Raw genomic sequence first — 23,072 nt, 5'->3', positions numbered from 1 at the left:
TTTTTTCTAAAATAATTTCGTTAACAAAAATGTAAATTATCACTTTATTTTGTAACTTCGGTGTGTATGATTTGCGACTAATGCTTTAAAAGTAAGCATATATAACTACAAAAATGTAAATAGTAAACACAACATATCGGAGATTTATAATGGATAAATCGCTTTCTAGTAAGATTTTTATAGGCTTGTTTGCCGGCCTTGTGCTGGGGACAGCAATTCAGTACTTATTTAGCGGTATTGCGATTTTTGATACATACCTACTTGGAGCAGCAGAAGGTGTTGGCGGCATGTTCGTCTCACTGATCAAATTGCTTGTTGTTCCTTTAGTTTACGTTTCAATCGTATGCGGCATTGTTGACTTGAAAGATATCAGTGCATTTGGTCGTCTTGGTGGAAAAACTTTTACCCTTTACATTCTTAACACCATCATTGCGATTACGGCGGCTTTGACTGTCGGCTTGATCTTCCAGCCAGGAGCGGGCGCTAATCTAGCAGGAACGGTATCTGAGGCTGTACAGCTGACAACGACAGAGACGCCGGACATTTTCTCTTTAGTTGTTAACATTGTTCCTAGCAATCCTGTACAAGCGTTTGCTAGCGGCGACATGCTGCAAATCATCTTTATGGCAATTTTGACGGGGCTTGCAATTCAAGCTTTGGATTCTCGTGGTGGCCCAGCTATTCGCACATTCAAAATGGCAAATGAAATCATGATGAAATTGGTTGGATTAGTGATGAGTCTTGCACCATATGGTGTGTTCGCACTAATGATTCAACTAGGTGCAACGCTAAACGCCAATACATTAATGTCCGTTGCCGGTTACGTGGCTTTGGTGGTTGCGATGTTGGTGTTCTGGATCTTCTTCTTCTACCCAATGGCAGTGAGTATTGCGACAGGAACTTCTCCAAAGACTTTCCTACGTGCAACTCGTGAGCAGATTCTTTTCTCTCTATCTACCGCGAGCTCAAATGCGACTATCCCGGTAACGATGCGCACACTGACAGAAAAGCTTCAGGTCTCTAAATCGGTTGCTGGCTTCGGTGTACCACTAGGCGCAACGATGAATATGTCTGGTGTATCTATCTATATTGCTCTCGCAACGATGTTTGTTGCGAACGCTTTTGGCCAGCCAATTAACACCGCAGACATCTTTACACTTGGCTTAACTATTCTTCTGTTATCTATTGGTGCTGGCGGCGTTCCTGGGGGCGGCGTGGTAATGGTAGGCGTTTTGCTTCACCAGCTAGGCTTACCACCTGAAGGTTTGGCAATCATTGCAGCGGTCGACCGTATTAATGATATGTTCTGTACATCATCGAACGTTGTCGGCGACACGGCAGTGAACACCATTGTTGCAAAAACAGAAGGTGAGATAGGTAAAGAAGAAGGTGTTGATGCTGAGCCTGCTCAAGCGAACGCCTAATACCTTGAATAATTTATTTTAACCCTAATATTGAAGCGAGCTCTTATGAGCTCGTTTTTTATTTAGGAAGAGTCGGGCATAAATAAATTTATCTGGGAAATGACGTTTTGTTGCGCTACAGCAGTGTGACGAGTTCCCAACTAATCAGAAAGAAACACATAAATTTCGAAAAAAGACGCTTTTTTTTAATTCTGCCCTTGAAAAGCATTTTGCCGCCCTTATCTATGTGGCATAGAGAAGCAAACATTGATTATTTTTGTTTGTGAGCAAGGGTTGAAACCCGATTCTCCTCCCCCCACATTGGGGTTATAACCAAACGAAAATAGAATTTATTCGGAGATAGCCAGATGGGTAAAATCATTGGTATTGACTTAGGTACTACTAACTCATGTGTTGCTGTATTAGACGGCGACAAACCACGTGTAATTGAAAACGCAGAGGGCGAACGTACTACTGCATCGGTTATTGCTTACACTGACGGTGAGACGCTAGTAGGTCAACCAGCGAAACGTCAAGCAGTAACTAACCCAGAAAACACGCTATTTGCAATTAAGCGTCTAATCGGTCGTCGTTTTGAAGACGAAGAAGTTCAGCGTGACATCGAAATCATGCCTTACAAAATCGTTAAGGCTGACAACGGTGATGCTTGGGTAGAAGCGAAAGGCCAAAAAATGGCAGCTCCTCAGGTTTCTGCTGAAGTTCTTAAGAAAATGAAGAAAACTGCTGAAGACTTCCTTGGTGAGGAAGTAACTGGCGCAGTTATCACAGTACCTGCTTACTTTAACGATGCTCAGCGTCAAGCGACAAAAGATGCTGGCCGTATCGCAGGTCTAGAAGTTAAACGTATCATCAACGAACCAACGGCAGCTGCACTAGCTTACGGTCTAGATAAGAAAGGCGGCGATCGCACTATCGCGGTATACGACCTTGGTGGTGGTACATTCGATATTTCAATCATCGAAATTGATGAAGTTGAAGGCGAGAAAACATTCGAAGTTCTAGCAACTAACGGTGATACTCACCTAGGTGGTGAAGACTTTGATAACCGTCTAATCAACTACTTGGTTGATGAGTTCAACAAAGAGCAAGGCATCAACCTTAAGAACGACCCACTAGCAATGCAGCGTGTTAAAGAAGCAGCAGAGAAAGCGAAAATCGAGCTTTCTTCTACTTCTCAAACAGACGTAAACCTACCTTACGTTACTGCAGATGCAACTGGTCCTAAGCACATGAACATTAAAGTGACTCGTGCAAAACTAGAATCTCTAGTTGAAGACCTAGTACAACGCTCTCTTGAGCCATTAAAAGTAGCTCTAGCTGACGCTGACCTATCAGTAAACGACATCACTGACGTAATCCTAGTTGGTGGTCAGACTCGTATGCCGATGGTTCAAGCGAAAGTTGCTGAGTTCTTTGGTAAAGAAGCGCGCCGTGACGTAAACCCTGACGAAGCAGTAGCAATGGGTGCTGCAGTTCAAGGTGGTGTACTTGCTGGTGACGTTAAAGACGTACTACTACTAGACGTAACTCCACTGTCTCTAGGTATCGAGACAATGGGTGGCGTGATGACTAAGTTAGTTGAGAAGAACACAACTATCCCAACTAAAGCGAACCAAGTTTTCTCTACAGCGGAAGACAACCAGAGCGCGGTAACTATCCACGTTCTACAAGGTGAGCGTAAGCAAGCGATGTACAACAAGTCTCTAGGCCAATTTAACCTAGAAGGCATCCAGCCTGCACCACGTGGTATGCCACAAATCGAGGTTACGTTTGACCTTGATGCGGATGGTATCCTACACGTGTCTGCGAAAGACAAGCAGACTGGTAAAGAGCAGAAGATCACTATCCAAGCTTCTGGCGGTCTAAGCGATGAAGACATCGAGAAAATGGTTCAAGAAGCAGAAGCTAACAAAGAAGCGGACAAGAAGTTCGAAGAGCTAGCGACTGCACGTAACCAAGCTGACCAAATGATTCACGGTACTCGTAAGCAAGTAGAAGAAGCTGGTGAAGCGCTACCTGCAGAAGAGAAAGAGAAGATTGAAGCAGCAATTTCTGAGCTAGAAACAGCACGTAAAGGCGAAGACAAAGAAGCTATCGATGCTAAAGTTCAAGCACTAATGACTGCTTCTCAAAAGCTGATGGAAATCGCTCAACAACAAGCTCAAGCGCAGCAAGCACAAGGTGCTGACGCAGGTGCACAGTCTAAAGAAGACGACGTTGTAGATGCTGAGTTCGAAGAAGTTAAAGACGACAAGAAATAATATTTCTTAACCAGATGGCTGCATAGCCATCTGGGGTCGATAAGACTTCGTGTGCGGGCGTTTGGGGCAACTCTTACGCCCGTCTGTTTGTAAACGCTGTCTTTCTAGTTAAGTATGTTGCAGACAAGTGCACTTACCTAGAACGATACAAACACCAAGCGGTGAATCGATGCCGTTTGTAGTAATTAACTGGTGACGAAGAACATGTCAAAACGTGATTTTTACGAAGTATTAGGCGTAAGCCGTGATGCCTCAGAGCGCGATATCAAAAAGGCGTATAAGCGTCTAGCGATGAAATTCCACCCAGACCGAAACCAGGGTGATGATTCTGCGGCGGACAAGTTTAAAGAAGTAAAAGAAGCGTACGAAGTTCTGACCGACCCTCAAAAGAAAGCGGCGTACGACCAATACGGTCATGCAGCTTTTGAACAAGGCGGCGGTGGTTTCGGTGGCGGCGGCTTTGGCGGCGGCGGTGCTGATTTCGGCGACATCTTTGGCGATGTATTCGGTGACATCTTTGGTGGTGGTCGTCGTGGCGGTGGTGGCCACCGTGCCCAGCGAGGTGCTGACCTACGTTACAACATGGAATTGACGCTAGAAGAAGCGGTTCGTGGTGTAACGAAAGAGATCGAAGTACCGACACTAGTACACTGTGATACCTGTGATGGTAGTGGCGCGAAGAAAGGTTCATCTGCTGAAACATGTGGTACCTGTCATGGTCATGGTCAAGTACAGATGCGCCAGGGCTTCTTCGCAGTGCAACAAACCTGTCCTACCTGTCACGGCAAAGGTAAAATCATTAAAGACCCTTGTAATGAGTGTCATGGTCAAGGTCGTAAGCAGAAAACAAAAACACTTAACGTTAAGATCCCAGCAGGTGTTGATACTGGCGACCGTATTCGTCTATCTGGCGAAGGTGAAGCGGGAGAAATGGGAGCACCAGCGGGTGACTTGTATGTACAAGTGCACGTGAAAGAGCACCATATCTTCGAGCGTGATGGCAACAACCTATACTGTGAAGTGCCAGTAAGCTTTGCGATGGCAGCTCTAGGTGGTGAAGTTGAAGTACCAACCCTAGATGGTCGCGTAAGCCTAAAAGTGCCTTCAGAAACGCAAACAGGTCGTATGTTCCGTATGCGTGGTAAAGGTGTGAAAGGCGTTCGCGGTGGCGGTGTTGGTGATCTTATTGTTAAGTTGGTTGTTGAAACACCAGTAAACCTAAGCTCACGCCAAAAAGAACTGCTCAAAGAGTTTGAAGAGTCTTGTGGTGGTGAAGCGGCGACAAAGCACAAGCCTAAATCAGAAGGCTTTTTCAACGGTGTGAAAAAGTTCTTTGATGATTTAACCAGCTAAGACGTTAGTGAAAAGCACAAATACAAAGGCCTGCTAAAATGCAGGCCTTTTTGCATCTCGGTGTTCTTCCTAATTCCAGCAATCACTTGGTTCTTCGACATTTGTTGACGTTAAAGTAATCGTTTTAGAACCAGTCAAGCACTCGTCGTCGTCTTGTCCCAGAGCCGATTTTGCTGTTGCTGTAATGGTATAGGCCGTACTTGCAGAGCTCGCAATATCGAAAGAAAATCTATTTGTGTCTGAGTCACATAGAGTGCATGTGCCTCCAGAGAGAATATGACTCCAGTCGTACCCACCATCATAAGATGTCTCTAGCTCTAGCTGAATTCGACTAAGATCGCTCAAGGCAACCGTCCTATGAGACTTGATTACATGATTAGTGTAAGAGGGGTATGCGACTGCAGCAATGATCCCGACAATCACTACAGCTACCAGTAATTCGATCAATGTCATCCCTCTCAATCCTTTTTTGTAGCCGTTACAACGAGAAATTCGAATCATCACGAGTAGTTTCCTTTTCACTTTTCCGCCTATTTTTGGCAGGTGATAGCATCTGTGCAAGATGAATTACGGCCCTTTTGCCGTTTACATAGGAATTTGGGAAATGCCTCGCGGGTTTACGTTGTTGGAGCTTCTTATTACTGTTGCTGTACTGAGTATTATATTGGCGTTTGCAGCTCCAAGCTTTAGCCGTGTTTCACAAACTGTGCAAATGCAGCGATTGGCAACTGAATTAGCTGGTTTTCTAAGCCAAAGTAAGTCCGAGGCGGTAATGAGAAATCAAAAGTTATATATACATTTCTCCATGGCTAAAAACGTTGTTGTCAGTCAAGGGGCATGGTCTCTACAGTTAACTGACTCATCTAGCGGCTCAGGGGGAGTAATCTTAAACCTTTCCGGCTCCGCATACTCTGAATTATCTTTGAAGCACAGTTACGATAATCAAAAAATAAGCTTCGATGAGGTCCGTGGACGGCCCCAAGGAGGAAATATAGAGTTTTTCCCAACCAATGCTCAAAACATAAAACTACAAGCAAAGATCTCAAACCCTCCTGGGAGGATTAAGATTTGTAGTAATTCTGGAGCGAAGTTATATGATTACCGTCAGTGCTAACAAACGCTATCAAATAGGTAGCTCTTTAATTGAATTAATGATTAGTTCTTTAATTGGGTTAATTGTTCTTAGTGTAGTGGGCTCTATATTCTTGAGTTTACAAAAAACAGCAAAAGAAAAAAGCTTAGAGCTAAATTTATTGCAAAGTCTTAATATCACTTTATCTGTTATGAAAGAAGATATTCAAAGGGCTGGTTATGATGGTGGTCATGGTATGTCTCTTAAATTATCCGGAGCCTTGGAAACAATTACAATCAGTGGTGCATCTTCTATTGGTTTTGTTTATTTTAGAGATGACTCTCCGCTAAATAAAAACTATAGAAATATTAAGTATGAGAAGCGAGATAGCAAACTTGTAATCTGTGAAAATGGCGTAGTATCCCAAGCCAAAATACTGTCTTTTGATGGTGTGGATTTTTGTCGTTCTTTATTTGATGAAGATATTTTTCAAGTGACGAGTTTTACAGTAAATTCTGATGTCGTAACGAATGGCACAAATATTAGCGCTGTAACGGATGTTACTTTGGCTTTACAAACTGTAGATGGCGTAATTAATCAAGTTGCAGAGTTTTCAATTAAGCAAAGGAATTGGCAATGAGATCTAAATTTGGATGTTCTGGGTACACGACGTTGTTAGTAACATCCATACTATTATTGTTTGCTTTGATTACATCTCTCGCATCATCAAAGGGAGTATTTTTTCAATTAAAAGTGGCTCAGAATGAACTAAAAGCTCGACAAGAACATTGGAAGGCTGAAGGAGGACTGGAATGTGCTTTTGCACAAATAAAGGAGAAGATGTTAGTTCTTCCTCCTTCCGGAACAATTACTTTACTAGGCTGTACAGTATCTACTACGATAAAAAAACTCAGCGATTATGAATATTTGGTTACATCTAAAGAGGGAAATACAAATTTAAGTAAAGTGATAATTTCGACAGGGAACGGCCTTGGTGCTGTACTAAAAACGAGTGCGTCGGTAGAGCTTACTGGCTCAATGCACTTTGTCCCTAAAGCAAAAGGTTTGTCGTCTGACAGTGAGTGTACATCTATTATTGCTGGTGGAACCGTGAGTTATGTAGCAAGTGTAAGTGGTTCTGATGAGCACTTTCTGACGGTGGACAGTTCAGTCAGTAGTCATGCTACTGGGATTTTAGGGGCTCCTAGCTTTACTTGTAAGAATTCGCACAAATCCAATTTATTTGAAGAAACCAAACGTCCAACCTACCTAGCTACTACTAGCACTTCGAATAAAAATGAAGATATCAAAGAAAATGTTGCAAATATTTCGGTTTTCAAAGACTTATTCACTATGGATTTCAACGCAGTTAACGTAGCAAAACTCAAAAACGAGATTAAAGCGGATCCTGTTGGCGTTGTAATTGCTAGCGGTAAGACACCTAAAGGTTGGGTTAAGTCATGCCATACTAAGTTAGCTAATGCTTACGCTGCTGGAAAACGAAGGTTTTGGGTCGATGGCAGTTGCGCAATATCAGGAAATATTTTTGGTTCTACTACTCAGCCTGTAGATAATGCTATTCAGCTTATTATTTATGATGGTGTTCTCTACAGTCAAAGTATGAGTTATTTTGATGGACTTCTTTACCAATACCTTTCAAAGCCAACTGTGTTGGATGTTAAAGAAATATGGATTGATCTTTTTGATTCTAAAAATGATATAGGTGTAACCCCTACTTCTTTTCACAAGCATGATATTAATAATGACTTTAATAAATATGCTTTTTTGCTAGATGGTTCATTGAAGCTTGATGGCGGGATAGGGTTAGATGCAGAAGATAGAACTATAAAATTAAATGGATCTTTGATACCTGCCTACAATGGTGGAAAGAGCGGCAAGTACATTGAGAAACTAAAGTGGCAGCGAGGCTCCTGGAATGATCTCTAAACAAAAAGGTTTTAACCTTCTTGAAGTTCTAATTTCTTTTCTGCTTATCGGTGTTGGGGCTCTAGGTTTAACTAAGCTAAACGTGTATCTAGAACGTGAATCTGAATATGCCATAAAAAGTATTGAAGCACTTCGTCTAGCAGAAAACCAACTCGAATGGTTCCGAACGCGTGGTGCTTCGGATGCGCTTTCTACGATTTCTACTGCCAGTTTTGCCTCTATCGTGACAGGATCTTCCGCCACTGGAGCGTACACGGTGGAGTGGGATGTGCCACCTGCTACTGTATCAGGTTCACTAAAGACGATCATCATCACAACAAGTTGGGAAGATAGAATGGGGCAGACGCAATCCGTTCAGCTGAAAACTATGACTTCACAGTACAGTGAATTCGAAAACTAAGTTCAATTGCATACATGGGCTGAGACAAATGCGGGTGTAATTCCTGTTTGATACCGGATTTGTCACGGTTAATAAATGGTTTTTGAACTGTTAATTGAGTTGATGTGCTACTGTTTTTATTATGTTTAATTGAAGTGGTGTTTTTGCAAAATATGTCTCCAATTATGAAAAAAAATCTAGAACCTTGTGCTTTCTCCATTAGTGTTTACTAGAATACTCGTTGGATAGTAGGTCGTTATAATTATTCAAATAGGCCTTGGCACCAACATCATTCACTATGGAGTTACCATGAGTAACCAAGCTGTAAATAAGGCACCATCATCGAAGCCGAGCGGGATGGAGCGCTTTTTAAACTTTATCGAGAGGACAGGTAACAAAATTCCTGATCCTGCGATTTTGTTCTTCTGGGCATTGATCATTACTTGGGCGGCGTCAGCACTTTTGTCGAATGTATCATTCGATCTTCCAAACCCTCGAACGGGCGAAGCTCTTACTATCACCAACTTACTTACGGGCGAAGCGCTAGCAAGTTTCCTTGCTAACATGGTGACGACGTTTACTGGCTTTGCGCCACTGGGTATCGTACTTGTCGCAATGCTAGGTGTGGGTGTTGCAGATTCTTCGGGCTTTATTACGACGGGTCTTAAGAAGATGCTGAACTTCACGCCAGCTAAGCTTCTTACTCCAATGCTTATTTTGGTTGCCATTGTATCGCATACTGCGGCAGATGCAGGCTATGTTCTGGTTATTCCTCTTGGCGGTATTATCTTCCATGCGGCAGGTCGTCACCCTTTAGCAGGTATTGCGGCAGCATTTGCAGGTGTATCTGGTGGCTTCTCTGCAAACTTTATCCCTTCAGGTATCGATCCGCTATTGGCTGGCTTTACGCAAACTGCGGCGCAGGTTCTTGATCCTGAATATGTGGTTAACCCATTAGCGAACATCTTCTTCACTGGCCTATCCTCTATCATTATTGTGGGGATTGGTTGGTACGTGACAGAGAAAATCATCGAGCCTCGTTTATCAAAAATGCCAATTGATGATGATGCGGAAACCGCGCCAAACCTAGGTTCATTTACTGAACTGGAATCAAAAGCATTCCGTTATGCAGGTTGGGCAATGATGGCGGGTATTGCTTTACTTGTTGCAGCGTTAATTCCAGAAACATCAGCACTTCGCTCGCCTGAAGGTGAAATTACTGCCTTCTCAGCACCGATAATGAAGTCTATCGTGCCGTTGATCTTTATTCTGTTTATCATTCCTGGTTACGTTTACGGTAAAGTGTCTGGAACGTTCAAGACCAGCAACGACATTATCAAAGCGATGGCTGATACTATGTCAACCATGGGCGCATACATTGTTATGTCGTTCTTCTGTGCTCAGTTCCTATCTGCATTTGCTCAGTCAAACATCGGTACGATGCTAGCGTTGTATGGCGCAGAAGGCTTAAAAGCGATGAACCTACCAGGTGAAGTGACCATCATCGGTATGATACTTCTAACCGCGTCTGTAAACCTACTTATTGGTTCGGCATCTGCAAAATGGGCTTTAATTGGTCCAATCCTAGTGCCAATGCTAATGGCGGTTGGTATCTCGCCTGAGCTGTCTCAGGCGGCTTACCGTGTGGGGGACTCTGTATCGAACATCATTTCGCCTCTAATGGTATTTTTCCCTCTTGTAGTGGTTTACTGTCAGCGTTATGTGAAGTCGGCTGGTATCGGTACGCTTGCGTCACTAATGATGCCATTCTCGATCGCAATGCTGATCGGTTGGTCTATCTTCCTAGTTGCTTATTGGATGGTAGGTATCCCGCTAGGCATTCAAGCTCCTTACACTTACACAATGTAAAAACGTGTAGGGTGTGAAAGCCGCTAATTGGCAGCCAAAAAGCGCAGGTCTTCGATCTGCGCTTTTTTGTTCTCGTAAAACGAACATCGATAGGTCTTGTAACTAGTTTTTTAGAGTTGCAGACTTTGTCCCGTGATGTGTTGCTGTAGTGAAACCGAAGTTGGTGATAAAATTCCTGACTTCAATCGTTTTTTGTTTCTTTGGAGCCTCCTTTGTCTAACCATCCGTTTTCCCCTCAAGATGAATTGTTTATGCGCAGAGCGATGGAGCTTGCTGAGCAAGCAGAAGCTGAGGGGGAAGTACCTGTCGGCGCAGTGCTTGTCAAAGATGGTGAAATTATCGCTGAGGGCTGGAACCGCTCTATTGGCACCCATGACGCTACCGCACATGCTGAGATCCAAACACTGCGTAAAGCAGGCCAAAAGCTAGAAAATTACCGCCTTCTGGATACGACGTTATATGTAACACTTGAGCCATGCCCAATGTGTGCCGGAGCCTTATTGCATAGCCGCGTTAAGCGGGTTGTTTTTGGAGCGCCAGATTTAAAAGCTGGAGCTGCAGGAACAGTGCTTAATTTGTTTGAAAGCCAAGCCGCTTACCATTACGCCTTAGTTGAAAAGGGGCTGCTAGAAGATGAGTGCCGCACTCAGCTACAAGCGTTTTTTAAGCGTCGCCGAAAGGAAATTAAAGCGAAGAAGCAAGCACAAAAAGCATTAGAAAATCGAGAGAGCGAGCAAGGTAGTGGGAGTAGTGAGGGCTAGCAAACACCTACAACGTGGTAGATGTTTGCTTGGACGCACTAGTGATTGACTAAATGTACAAAAACACGATTACGTGAACTTACTTTCTTTTTCATACATGTCAGTTTACGTTTACGTCGGATAGCAGCTACTGTGTTATTTAAACGCTTTGACTGCACTCTACGTCTTCTCATATTCAAAACCTCCTGCAGACAAGACTTATACCAGTAAAGCGCGGCTCATCGATGTTTGGCAATAGGCTCGATAATCGCACTAAACATTGTATGGTTTAAACGTTCTTCATTTGACTTCTGCATTGCACAGAGCCAGCAAACAATTTCAATACGATGCTTAATAATAGGAGTGACGTTATTTCGGCAGAGTGTAGCCGAAGGCGCCGCTTCATCAAGTGAGCTAAACCATGTGGTTACAAAGCAATCAGTTTTACTAACGATGAAGAAAAGGCGACCAACCAAAGGAATGGTTGAGTGTGGTTGGTGTCACTCAGAATATTGGATTCTAGATAAGTTTTCGTTAGGACTCAATAAAAATGACGAGCTTCATAGGCTCGTCATTTTTTAGTTTACCGCGGGTTTATTCTTCAATGCTTTCTTGTTCGGTGTCTTCTTCAACCGTGACGTCAGAAGCGCCAGAGACTTGTTCTACGACGGTCTCTACTGCGCCCGATATCAAAATGGCGGGGTTGAGCGGCGGAATCACTTGCAAGTCATCGCTATTCTCATCAATCGCTGGCTGTTGGCTGACATGACCAATGATGGATTGGTAGTAACGTCGAATATTTTCTACGTAATTACGCGCTTCATCGCCTCTGGCATACCCATAGCGAGTTTGACTGTAATAGCGCTTCTGACGTAGTAAAGGCAGCCTGTCTTTTACATCCGCCCAAGCGTTCGGATCGCCACCTTGTGCTTTGGTGAGTCGTCGTGCGTCCATCATGTGGCCGTAACCAATATTGTATGAAGCTAACGCAAACCATATTTTTTCATGCTCGTTAATGCTATCAGGCACGCGACTTACAATACGACGTAAGTACTCGACACCACCACGAACAGATTGCTCAGGGTCTAAACGGTTTGTTACCCCGACGCTTTTCGCTGTTGGCAGAGTCAGCATCATCATCCCTCTTACACCTGTTGGCGATTTTGCCGCTGGCTTCCAGTGTGATTCTTGATACGCCAATGCTGCAATTAAGCGCCAGTCGAACTCTTCGCTGTACTTTTGGAATAAAGGTGCCCACTTAGGCAATTTGTCATCCAGAGCTCGAATGAATGCGCGAGTATCAACGTAGTCAAATGCTTCAATATGACCAATGTACTTCTCTTCGAGAGTGGACAGTTCTCCTGATTGTTTAATGTTACCGAAAAACTCTATCAGCATCGCATACAAACTTTCGTCCTCAGAGCGTCGAGTAAACCACGATACTGGTTGATCTTCTGTAAGTTCAAACGCGAGCGCAAGGTCGGGATAAAGGCGCTGAGCTAGGGAAAGTTCCACCGAATCAGTCACAGTAAAACGTAACTCACCCTTCGATACGTATTTGAGTAAGTCTCTCGTGTCAGCATCACCAACAATTTCAAACTGAAGTTCTGGATACTGCTTCTTTAACGCTGTTAGGGTCGGAACATATTGCGATTGTTCAACGATCTTTAATGTTTGAGCGCCTGCATTTGTATCTTCGTCGGACTCGTCGTCTTTCGAGGCTTGGTATTCAATGAGTTGTTCGATATCACGTGGTCGAAGTTGCCCTTTTTTATATACCACTTGTTGGCTTACATAATAATAGGCAGGGCCTGGTCTAAATCGTTTGACTGCTTGTGACGTTTGATTTAAACCCGTAGCGATGATATCGATATCTCCTTTCTTAAGAGCAGGAAAAAGCTCAGCTTGGCGAAAGGCTGGTTTAATCTCGAGTTTGACGCCGAGCTGCTCCGCAAACTGACGCGCCAATTCGTAATCCAACCCTGCGGGACCATCGGGACCTATGTAGTAGGAAAGCTGATTGTTTAGCGTGCCAACACGAAGCACACCACGTTCTTGAATTTTTTCAAATTCACTTTTGGGCTCCGACTCAATCTGGCAAGCAGAGAGTAAAAGAACAGAAACTAAAATTAGAGCACTGCGCTTGAGCCGGTTGAAGTGACTTATTTGCATTAATAGGTACATCTTGGAAAATTTCTATTTGCCTTTATATCAAAGCGAGCTCATGGGGCAAAGTGAATCACACACTTATAACGTGACATTGTGTGTTTTATCGACATTTTAGTTGTAATTCAAATTTGACAAAAAAAATGACGCAAACGGTTGCTTTTGGTGTTACATCACAAAAACAATTACTATATAATGCGCTCGCAATGACGAGGTGGAATCGGCATAGGTTCGACAGGGCTTATTTTAAGTGTCTGAATTTATTCCAATATCACCTTAATCAATTGCATAAGAGACCTAAGCACATGAGAATTTTGCGTGGCTCCCCAGCTCTTTCTGAGTTTCGTGTTAATAAACTACTGGAACTTTGTCGTGAACAAGATCTGCCTGTAACTAGCATTTATGCCGAGTTTATGCACTTTGCCGATCTAAAGTCAGACCTTGATGACCAAGAGTTAGAAAAACTTGAAAAGTTACTAACTTACGGCCCAACCATCGAAGAGCATGAGCCTGAAGGTCTTCTACTTCTTGTCACGCCTCGTCCTGGCACTATCTCGCCTTGGTCTTCTAAATCTACCGATATCGCTGTTAACTGTGGTCTGGATAAAGTGAAACGTCTAGAGCGTGGTACGGCTTATTATGTCGAATCTTCAGTTGTTCTATCAGAAGCTCAAGCTGACGCTGTTAAAGCGTTAATTCACGACCGTATGATGGAAACAGTATTCACAGAATTTGAAGCCGCATCAGCATTATTTACTGTTGCAGAGCCTAAGCCTGTCGCACATGTTGATATCTTAGCTGGCGGTCGTCTTGCGCTTGAAGAGGCAAACGTTTCCCTTGGCTTGGCACTCGCAGAAGATGAAATTGATTACTTGGTAGAGAACTTTACTAAGCTTGGGCGTAACCCAAACGACATTGAATTGATGATGTTTGCTCAGGCGAACTCAGAGCATTGTCGCCACAAAATTTTTAACGCAGATTGGACTATCGACGGGGTAGAACAACCTAAGTCTTTGTTCAAAATGATCAAAAACACTTTTGAAACGACACCTGACTATGTGCTGTCTGCATACAAAGACAACGCAGCCGTTATGACAGGTTCTAAAGCGGGGCGTTTCTTCCCTGACCCTAAATCTCGTCAATACACGTACCACCATGAAGATACGCACATCTTGATGAAGGTAGAAACGCACAACCACCCAACGGCAATCTCTCCGTGGCCGGGCGCATCGACTGGCTCAGGCGGTGAAATTCGTGACGAAGGCGCGACGGGTATCGGCGGTAAGCCAAAAGCGGGTCTGGTTGGTTTTACAACCTCTAACTTACGTATTCCTGGTTTTGAACAGCCATGGGAAACCGACTTCGGCAAGCCGGGTCGTATTGTGAATGCGTTAGACATCATGCTTGAAGGCCCTCTTGGCGGCGCGGCATTCAACAACGAATTTGGTCGTCCAAATCTATTGGGTTACTTCCGTACTTACGAAGAAAAAGTCACTTCTCATGCGGGTGAAGAAATTCGTGGTTACCACAAACCAATCATGATTGCTGGTGGTATGGGTAACATCCGCGATGAACACGTACAGAAGAAAGAGATCCCTGTAGGTGCGAGCCTAATCGTACTTGGTGGTCCGGCAATGAACATCGGTCTTGGTGGTGGTGCGGCATCTTCCATGGCATCTGGTCAGTCAGCAGAAGATCTGGACTTCGCTTCGGTACAGCGTGAAAACCCAGAGATGGAACGTCGCTGTCAGGAAGTGATCGACCGTTGTTGGCAGTTAGGCGACGATAACCCAATCGCATTTATCCACGATGTGGGTGCAGGCGGTATCTCTAACGCATTGCCTGAACTTGTCGACGACGGTGAGCGTGGCGGTAAGTTCCAATTACGCGATGTACCAAACGATGAGCCGGGCATGAGCCCACTGGAAATCTGGTGTAACGAATCACAGGAACGTTACGTTCTAGCGGTAGCGCCAGAAAACATGGAAGCATTCGACGCAATCTGTAAGCGTGAACGTGCACCGTATGCAGTGGTGGGTGTGGCGACAGAAGAGCGTCATCTAACGCTAGAAGATTCTCACTTCGACAATACGCCAATCGATATGCCAATGGATATCCTGCTTGGTAAGCCACCGAAGATGCACCGTGACGCAACCACACTAAAAGTGGAAAGCCCTGCCATTGTTCGTGATGGTATTGAGCTTAATGAAGCGGTGGATCGCGTACTTCGTCTTCCTGCTGTTGCAGAAAAAACATTCCTAATTACTATCGGTGACCGAACAGTAACGGGTCTGGTTGCTCGTGATCAAATGGTTGGTCCTTGGCAGGTACCAGTAGCAAACTGCGCAGTAACAGCGGCAAGCTACGACACTTACCATGGCGAAGCAATGTCGATGGGTGAGCGCACGCCAGTGGCATTACTAGACTTTGGAGCATCGGCTCGCCTAGCCGTTGGTGAGTCACTAACGAACATTGCGGCAACAGACATCGGTGATATTAAACACATTAAACTGTCTGCGAACTGGATGTCTCCAGCGGGTCACCCAGGTGAAGATGCGGGTCTTTACGAAGCAGTGAAAGCGGTTGGTGAAGAATTGTGTCCTGCGTTAGGTTTGACTATCCCAGTTGGTAAAGACTCCATGTCGATGAAAACCAAGTGGGAAGAAAACGGCGAGAGCAAAGAAGTCACTTCTCCACTGTCGTTAGTTATCACGGCATTTGGTCGTGTGGAAGACGTACGTAAGACCGTGACTCCACAACTACGCACTGACAAAGGAAAGACTTCTCTAGTTCTTGTTGACTTGGGTAACGGCAAAAACCGCTTAGGTGCGACAGCATTGGCACAAGTATACAAACAGCTGGGTGACAAACCTGCTGACGTAGATAATGCAGAGCAGCTAAAAGGCTTCTTTGATGCAATGCAAGCGTTAGTACGTGATGACAAGCTAGTGGCTTACCACGATAAAGGCGACGGCGGTCTGTTTGTTACACTGGCTGAGATGGCATTCGCGGGTCACTGTGGCGTAAAAGCGAACATCGCAGAGCTGGGTGACGATGCGCTGGCCGTTCTATTTAACGAAGAGCTAGGTGCGGTTGTTCAAGTTAAGAATGATGATCTAGATTCAGTTCTATCTACTCTGGCGGCAAACGGCTTAGAGGCATGCTCACATGTGATTGGTTCTGTTGAAGCTTCAGACGACTTTGTTATCACTTCTGGTGATGCAGTTGTGCTTGAACGTTCACGTACCGAACTACGCGTTATCTGGGCTGAAACAACGCATAAGATGCAAAGCCTACGTGATAACCCAGCGTGTGCAGACCAAGAGCACGAAGCTAAGAAAGACAACTCTGACCCGGGTCTAAACGTTAAGCTCAGCTTCGACGTAAATGAAGACGTTGCAGCACCGTACATTGCGAAAGGTGCTAAACCTAAGATGGCAATTCTACGTGAGCAGGGCGTTAACTCCCACGTCGAAATGGCAGCAGCGTTTGACCGAGCTGGTTTTGAAGCAACCGACATCCATATGAGCGATATCCTAACGGGCCAAGCGGTACTGGATGAATACCATGGCCTAGTAGCTTGTGGTGGCTTCTCTTACGGCGACGTATTAGGTGCGGGTGAAGGTTGGGCTAAGTCTATCCTGTTTAACGCACAAGCTCGTGAACAATTCCAAGCCTTCTTCAACCGTGAAGAGACGTTCTCTTTAGGTGTATGTAACGGTTGCCAGATGCTATCAAACCTGAAAGAGCTGATCCCAGGTGCAGACTTGTGGCCACGTTTTGTGCGCAACGAATCTGAGCGTTTTGAAGCGCGCTTTAGTCTAGTTGAAGTTCAGAAATCTGACTCTGTATTCTTCGACGGAATGGCTGGTTCGCGCATGCCAATCGCGGTTTCCCACGGTGAAGGGCGTGTAGAAGTACGTGATGCAGAGCACCTAGCAGCGATTGAAGCATCAGGTACGGTTGCGATTCGTTACGTGGATAACCTCGGTAACCCAACACAACAATACCCGAACAACCCGAATGGTTCGCCAAACGCGATTACTGGTTTAACAACAGCAGACGGTCGCGTAACTATCATGATGCCTCACCCAGAGCGCGTATTCCGCACAGTTGCAAATTCTTGGGCTCCGGAAGGTTGGGGTGAAAATGGCGCTTGGATGCGTATGTTCCAAAATGCCCGTAAGAATATCGGTTAATTAACCAAAGGTTAATCTAGCTTAAGTAAAGCGTTGGTTGAGAGACCAGCGCTTTCTTTTTTCTTATCACTCTTTTTTCTTCGTCGCTCTTTCTAGTGACTTGGCGAAACGTTGCTTTGTTCTGCCTCTTCTTTGTCATCTATTATCTAGCGTAAAAAACTTGCAGCGTTTAGATTACTTTTATGCTCTAATACCGCGCTTACCAAGGGATGGTGTTAAACAGCTCAGCTTAGATGGAGTTATCAAGTTGACCGAATCCCTGATTGATCCCTAAATCCCTTAGGAAATGAAAGAAATGTCTAAGAATCCAAAATTTGCTATCCGCGTCACTGAAAAACGTAACGGCTGGAGCGCAGAAATCACTCGCCAAGTGACATCTCGTAAGACTGTAGTATCAAAGCGTGAAACAGGCTTTGACAGCGAAGAGAAAGCACAAGCTTGGGCTGAACAAGAACTGGCTGGATTTATCCAAAACCAAGTGGTTCGTAACGAGCGTAAAGCAGCGCAACGTCAAGAGCGTGAAGCAGAACAACTAGCGGCAAAAGTTCGTAAAGAAGAAGCCCGCAAAGCACGTGAAACCGAAGTAGACACTGACGAAGAATAAGTTTAAATCGGTGAGATGGTGACGTTACCCATCAAACAAATAGTGAAAATGCCCTGAGTTTTGTCTCAGGGCATTTTTTATTTATATCGGCTAAAAACAATCCGATGATACGGACAGGCTAAACGTGCCGTCTTCAGGGGCTGCAAATTGTTTATTGCCAGGAAGAAGGTGAGGGTTATTAGCATAAGTGCGATGTGTCGATTTGACCTTTGCAGAATGTCTTTCCGGTAAATCAAAGTGTTGTAAGCCGTCAGATAGATCGTTTGCTTCACCGTAGTCGAAATGTGTTGCGACGTCTTTGGGCTGCTTGGCGTAACGACAGTGATCCGGCTTACCATCTTCGTGCCAAGTTAAAGAGTTAGTTTTTGCATCTAGATTCAGGTTATTTGCTGTTGGCTGTGCGTAAAAATCTTCTGAAACTTGGTGCTTGCTTTGTTCTTGTAAGTAGTCTGCAATGTTCTCAGAAGCTTGCGCTAGGCTACCTACAGGGAAGAAGCAAATCAGAAGAAGCCGTGTTTTTAGATTGTTCATAATGTGTATGCAAGCAAAAGGAAATGATAATACTGATAAATAAAACGGCGTGCAATTATGGTCATTGGATACGATATAACAGGGCAGTTAATGTCTGCCCTGCATCTTTTAGGTATGGTTAGTATTGATAAGTGAGGTGCAGTTTGACTTCGCGACCAGGCGAAGGCACGCCATTAGATAGGTATGCTTCGTAGTAACGATCGGTTAAGTTTTTCACAACCGCGCCAACGCTCAAGCCCTCGACTTGTTGTATTTCCCAAACCACGTAAGCGTTTTGTAGCGTGTATTGATCACTTGGCGATTTCACTTTTAAATTATTACCGCTTGCCTTGGTTTTGGTTTGCGCATCATACCAACGGACTTCCCAGCCCGTACGTAAACCAGGAATCCATTCGTAACCTAAACCCAGATTAATGTTTAATGGCGGTACATCAGGATGATCATCATCTGAACCTGTAGAGTCAGATAGGCTACCTTTGTTTTTGCCGCGAATGTAACTTGCTGAGAAATTACTGTAGAAATCTTCAATCCGGTATTGTGAAATTAGCTCAAAGCCATAGTTTTTAAAGCCATCTAGGTTTGTATTCCAGCTTTGTAACTCAGTAGTATTTTTGTCGAGGTTTTCGCCCGTTCGTATATCAACTGTGTCGCTAACATCGTTATAGAACATAGTTAACTCTGTTGCGAGGTTATCGCGAGAGTTCACCAGCCCTTCCGTTAAGTTGATAACGCTTGCTTGATAAGCATGGATACGAGACACGTCCAGATTCAAAGCAGTAGCCGTAGCGGTAGCTCGCGCATATTGCACTGAGTAGATGTTATCAACGGTTGGTGCTTTTAAAGCGTAGGCGTAGGAGGCGTTTAAACGCGTATTATTGCTCGCATCAAAGTCGATATCCAAACGTGGGCTAAAGCCTTTATGCGTCGTTTCACCGTAGTTATGTCCGGCAGCTGGATCATTATAATCCGGCGCAGCGTTCCCTTTTCCTTCACTCTTGATGTATTCGTAACGCAGAGAAGGTGTGATTGTTAGGCGGTTTGTTGCTTGATAGTGATCAGCAATGTAAGCGGCATAAATTGACTGCGTGCCAGATGGTTCGTAGTAAGGGGTGTACCAACCGTAATTTTTTGCTTCATTACTGTCGTATGATGCGTTGAATACTAACGAGTCTCTATCGGTTTTTTGATATTGAAGCCCAGTGATTAGAGTGTGGTCTCCGAATTGTGCTTGGTTAAACACATCAACGTAGTCACGCTCGTAACTCAGCCATGACTCATGACCGTAACTGCCAACAGAAACGAACATTTTCTCGAATGCTACGTCAGGGCGAACCCAATGACGATCGTTTTCGGAACGTGCCATTTTGATATTGAAATCAATATACGGGTTAGTCGGCATGTAGTGGTAAGAGATGGTCGTGGTGTTGTCCGTGTATTTGTTATCGACGGTGTAAGCGTATTGGGCTTTTTCTAATGAGCCGTATTTCTTGATATTGTATTCGGTGATGTTAGGCATTTTTCCGCGGCGGTTAGCCCAAGGTTTACGACCTTCATCTTTGTAGCGAGTGTGGCTAATTTCAAACTCGTGATCGTTGTTTTCATAACCGACCTTTACGAGCATGTTTTCTTGCTCATAACCTGAGTAATCCAGCGTTTCACCACCTCCGACTTTAATGTCATCAGAATCTTTTACCGAGCCATTCGCTAGAAAATAAAAACCAGTATCGTTTTTACCATAGAGTGTTAGCGTGTAGGCGTTCTCATCGCCGTTGGTGTTGTATGCACTTGAGATGCGAGCACCAAAGTTTCTTTCGCCGTACAGGAGATCATCGACACTTTTGGTTTTAATGCGAATGGAGCCACCAAACTTCCCGTTGAGTGCTCGATAGTCGTGCGCGCCCTTGATAATTTCTGCTTCGCCAATTAAGAACGGATCAAAAAAGAAGGTACCGTAGCGGTATTGTTGAAAGCCGATTGGAGCGCCATCGACAAAGACGGCGATATCGCTTGGATCATCAAAACCACGAATGTTAATACGTTCGCCACCAGAACGACCGCCACCATCTATTGATGCACCGGGAACGGCATCGATCATTGAGGCAAAATTTGAGTACTGTTGCTCTTCAATCTCTGACCAATTAATGGTGGTTTGCGCAGGCTCAGCAATGGTAATAGGTTTGGCATAACGAACGCCTATGACTTCAAGCTCTTCATTTGGCGCTGTCTCGGCATATGAATAAAGAGGGAAGAGCAAAGCCAGTGAAATGAGATTTACTTTGAATGGATGACTTTTTAATCGTTTCATATTGATGATTTATAGTGTTTTTATGAAGCTGGGATTATAAGAACATTATTACGATTAATAAATGATAATGAGATTAATTATCAAATGTGTTTTTGTGACGGATTGTAAAGTTTTTTATCCATTCGTGGAAACTACGATAAGTATCGTTAGCGTACATAAAACAAAAAGCCCAGCATCATGGACGCTGAGCTTATTGGCTTTAAACAAGATAGTGCGAGCACTGTTGCTCCTTTTGAGCTAATCAGGCGCCTACTTGGTAGGAATTACTGAGTTTCTAACGGTATCTGTCCGGTGGTCAGCGGCTCGGCATCGAATTCAGTGAGGCCTTCAATATAGCTTTCGACTGCTTGCTCTAAAGCATTATCACCTTGGTTAAAATAAGCAAGGTGGAAAATTGCATCGCCTTCGTTCACCAATGGTAATGTTTGTTGACCGATAACTAAACCACGCTTCGGGGCTTTTAGTTCTATCTCATCATGACCAAGAGGAGAGCTAATATAAGCGAGCGTTTCACCCTGTTCTACTTTGTCTCCCAGATTAACGACAGTACGCAAAATGCCGTTACCTGACGCGCGAACCCAGCTGGTGGACTTCGCTATGATAGGCTCAGGCAGCTTTTTCCTGCTCGCTCGCAACATACCAATGGCTTGCATTACGCGCCGAACCCCGAACACACCAGCGCTGATCGAAAGTGGATCAAAGCGCAATGCTTCGCCAGCCTCGTAGGTGAGCACTGGAATATCACATTTTTCTGCTTCACTGCGTAAAGAGCCATCACGCAATGCTGAATCAACAATCACTGGCGTTGCAAATGCTTGAGCAATACGCAGAGTTTCTGGGTTGCTTAAGTTTGCGCGGATCTGTGGCAAGTTCGTGCGATGAATGGCCCCTGTGTGTAGATCCAAAATGTAGTCACAACGCTTGGCAATGTTGTTAAAGAACCCGTGTGCCATACGAGATGCAAGTGCGCCTTTTTCACTGCCAGGAAAGCAACGGTTGAGATCTCGTCGGTCGGGCAAGTAACGAGATTTATGGATGAAACCAAAAACGTTAACGATAGGTACTGCAATGACAGTGCCTTTCAGTTTTTGTGGATCCAGTTGGTTAATGATCTGACGAACGATTTCTACGCCATTAAGCTCATCACCATGGATAGCAGCATTCACCATTAACACTGGTCCTTCTTGTTTCCCATGGATTATTTCCACAGGAATAGATAAAGGCGAATGTGTATATAGCTTCGCTGCTTCAAATTCGATCTCTAATCGTTGCCCTGGTTGTATTTGATGTCCTAAGAGCTCAAACACTTTGCTTTTTTTACTTCTGGCCATAAACCATCTCTGTCAAACGCGTCATCAGCAATGTAACAATTGCTGCAAAATCGCACTAATCATTCTCATTAAGGACACGACAAATTACTTTAATCGTCATGCGTGAAATTTTGTTATGTGTGAAGTTTTTGTTTTCAATATGATCTTTTCTATCAGTTTAATACATAACAAGACATAGAGAAGAGAGTGCAATAATAGACTTAAAAAATGTGACTGTATTAAAAATAATACTGTTCATGGAGGACAAAAAAACGGACTTTTAACCCTACTTTTTATCCGATAATATCCGCGCCGAATTTGAGGTTTCACACTTTATAACTAGAGGTTTTGATGAAAAAGGCAATTGCTAAAATTGGTGCATTGACTGCGGTAGCAGTTTCACTTTCAGGTTGCGTAGGTAGTAATGCCGTGACAGGTTATGTCATGGGATTTAACTTGAAAGCTGTTGACAACCGTTACGCTCGAGGTGGCCTAAATATGCTTTTGGCGCCTGTTTATGGTGTCGCGATCGCAGCGGATTATATCGTGTTTAACTCTCTAGAATTTTGGACGGGTAAGAACCCGTTAAATGGTAAGCCACATATCTTCGATACAAAGGTAGATACTTACATTGATGTCAATCACCAGTTAGATAAGTCGTTAACGACAGCACCAATCGCACCATTAGCGGATAACCGTGTCATTGAGCAGGGGCGAATGCAGCAAATCGATGAGAACACTGTTCAAATGGATATTACTTACAGTAACGGTGAAAAGGCGACACTCATGGGTGTACGCGATGGTGAGTTTGTTACTTACTACATTGATGGTGAAGTTGCTGCACAAACGTCAATGGATGAATTAGCCGCTTACGCGCAAAACCGTGTGTAGTTGGGTTCAACTAAACCAAAA

At 44.2% G+C, this 23,072-nt stretch carries 17 protein-coding genes; 12 read left to right on the top strand and 5 right to left on the bottom strand.

The window, feature by feature from the left end:
- The first annotated feature begins 149 nt into the window (after positions 1 to 149).
- The 3 genes from R7Z50_RS20485 to dnaJ all read left to right on the top strand — a co-directional run bounded on the left by R7Z50_RS20485 (position 150) and on the right by dnaJ (position 5,038).
- Positions 150 to 1,424, top strand: a complete 1,275-nt coding sequence (locus tag R7Z50_RS20485) for a dicarboxylate/amino acid:cation symporter (RefSeq protein ID WP_005381625.1) — start codon at positions 150 to 152, stop codon at positions 1,422 to 1,424.
- 347 nt (positions 1,425 to 1,771) lie between these two features.
- Positions 1,772 to 3,685 (top strand): molecular chaperone DnaK, encoded by a 1,914-nt coding sequence (gene dnaK, locus R7Z50_RS20480; RefSeq protein WP_005381623.1) that lies wholly within the window; start codon positions 1,772 to 1,774, stop codon positions 3,683 to 3,685.
- Between the two features lie 204 nt (positions 3,686 to 3,889).
- Positions 3,890 to 5,038 (top strand): molecular chaperone DnaJ, encoded by a 1,149-nt coding sequence (dnaJ, locus tag R7Z50_RS20475; protein ID WP_005381620.1) that lies wholly within the window; start codon positions 3,890 to 3,892, stop codon positions 5,036 to 5,038.
- A 69-nt stretch (positions 5,039 to 5,107) separates the two neighbouring features.
- Here dnaJ and R7Z50_RS20470 read toward each other — a convergent pair whose 3' ends face one another.
- Positions 5,108 to 5,539 (bottom strand): type IV pilin protein, encoded by a 432-nt coding sequence (locus tag R7Z50_RS20470; protein WP_017820588.1) that lies wholly within the window; start codon positions 5,537 to 5,539, stop codon positions 5,108 to 5,110.
- 103 nt (positions 5,540 to 5,642) lie between these two features.
- On the opposite strand from R7Z50_RS20470, the gene R7Z50_RS20465 reads away from it, so the two are divergent.
- From R7Z50_RS20465 to tadA, 6 genes are all read left to right on the top strand, one after another.
- A complete protein-coding gene (locus R7Z50_RS20465; protein ID WP_031780847.1) occupies positions 5,643 to 6,152 on the top strand; it encodes a GspH/FimT family pseudopilin in 510 nt (169 codons plus the stop codon).
- Positions 6,133 to 6,750, top strand: coding sequence for a PilW family protein (locus R7Z50_RS20460; protein ID WP_005383755.1), 618 nt, complete (start codon positions 6,133 to 6,135; stop codon positions 6,748 to 6,750). Before R7Z50_RS20465 ends, R7Z50_RS20460 begins: the two co-directional genes overlap by 20 nt.
- The gene (locus R7Z50_RS20455) at positions 6,747 to 8,057 is read left to right on the top strand and encodes a hypothetical protein (protein ID WP_064369023.1); all 1,311 of its coding nucleotides are present in this window, start codon (positions 6,747 to 6,749) and stop codon (positions 8,055 to 8,057) included. Before R7Z50_RS20460 ends, R7Z50_RS20455 begins: the two co-directional genes overlap by 4 nt.
- Positions 8,047 to 8,457, top strand: coding sequence for a prepilin-type N-terminal cleavage/methylation domain-containing protein (locus tag R7Z50_RS20450; protein WP_206970860.1), 411 nt, complete (start codon positions 8,047 to 8,049; stop codon positions 8,455 to 8,457). Before R7Z50_RS20455 ends, R7Z50_RS20450 begins: the two co-directional genes overlap by 11 nt.
- Positions 8,458 to 8,745: 288 nt before the next feature.
- Positions 8,746 to 10,305: an AbgT family transporter gene (locus R7Z50_RS20445; protein WP_017635695.1), complete on the top strand. Its 1,560-nt coding sequence runs from the start codon at positions 8,746 to 8,748 to the stop codon at positions 10,303 to 10,305.
- A gap of 212 nt (positions 10,306 to 10,517) precedes the next feature.
- On the top strand, positions 10,518 to 11,066 hold the full coding sequence (tadA, locus tag R7Z50_RS20440) for a tRNA adenosine(34) deaminase TadA (RefSeq protein ID WP_136976140.1): 549 nt from the start codon (positions 10,518 to 10,520) through the stop codon (positions 11,064 to 11,066).
- Between the two features lie 573 nt (positions 11,067 to 11,639).
- Here tadA and mltF read toward each other — a convergent pair.
- The gene (gene mltF / locus R7Z50_RS20435; RefSeq protein WP_206970858.1) at positions 11,640 to 13,217 is read right to left on the bottom strand and encodes a membrane-bound lytic murein transglycosylase MltF; all 1,578 of its coding nucleotides are present in this window, start codon (positions 13,215 to 13,217) and stop codon (positions 11,640 to 11,642) included.
- 299 nt (positions 13,218 to 13,516) lie between these two features.
- Between mltF and purL the strand changes: the two genes are divergently transcribed.
- Entirely contained in the window at positions 13,517 to 17,410 is a 3,894-nt protein-coding gene (gene purL / locus R7Z50_RS20430) for a phosphoribosylformylglycinamidine synthase (RefSeq protein ID WP_206970857.1), read from the top strand.
- Between the two features lie 295 nt (positions 17,411 to 17,705).
- Positions 17,706 to 18,014, top strand: a complete 309-nt coding sequence (locus tag R7Z50_RS20425) for a DUF3622 domain-containing protein (RefSeq protein WP_025998700.1) — start codon at positions 17,706 to 17,708, stop codon at positions 18,012 to 18,014.
- A 90-nt stretch (positions 18,015 to 18,104) separates the two neighbouring features.
- On the opposite strand, the gene R7Z50_RS20420 is transcribed toward R7Z50_RS20425, so the two are convergent.
- The 3 genes from R7Z50_RS20420 to R7Z50_RS20410 form a co-directional block, all read right to left on the bottom strand.
- Positions 18,105 to 18,545 carry a hypothetical protein gene (locus tag R7Z50_RS20420; RefSeq protein WP_005381599.1) on the bottom strand — a complete coding sequence of 147 codons (441 nt, stop codon included), beginning with the start codon at positions 18,543 to 18,545 and terminating at the stop codon, positions 18,105 to 18,107.
- Positions 18,546 to 18,663: 118 nt separating this feature from the next.
- Positions 18,664 to 20,850, bottom strand: coding sequence for a TonB-dependent receptor domain-containing protein (locus R7Z50_RS20415; protein WP_206970856.1), 2,187 nt, complete (start codon positions 20,848 to 20,850; stop codon positions 18,664 to 18,666).
- Between the two features lie 263 nt (positions 20,851 to 21,113).
- Positions 21,114 to 22,181, bottom strand: coding sequence for a succinylglutamate desuccinylase/aspartoacylase family protein (locus R7Z50_RS20410; protein WP_054576939.1), 1,068 nt, complete (start codon positions 22,179 to 22,181; stop codon positions 21,114 to 21,116).
- 330 nt (positions 22,182 to 22,511) lie between these two features.
- On the opposite strand from R7Z50_RS20410, the gene R7Z50_RS20405 reads away from it, so the two are divergent.
- Entirely contained in the window at positions 22,512 to 23,051 is a 540-nt protein-coding gene (locus R7Z50_RS20405; RefSeq protein WP_005381596.1) for a DUF3332 domain-containing protein, read from the top strand.
- Positions 23,052 to 23,072 lie beyond the last annotated feature (21 nt).

It is taken from the genome of Vibrio sp. 1249-1, from assembly GCF_033340495.1.
The sequence above is the reverse complement of the archived record's forward strand: the minus strand, read 5'-3'. Positions and strand labels throughout refer to the sequence as shown.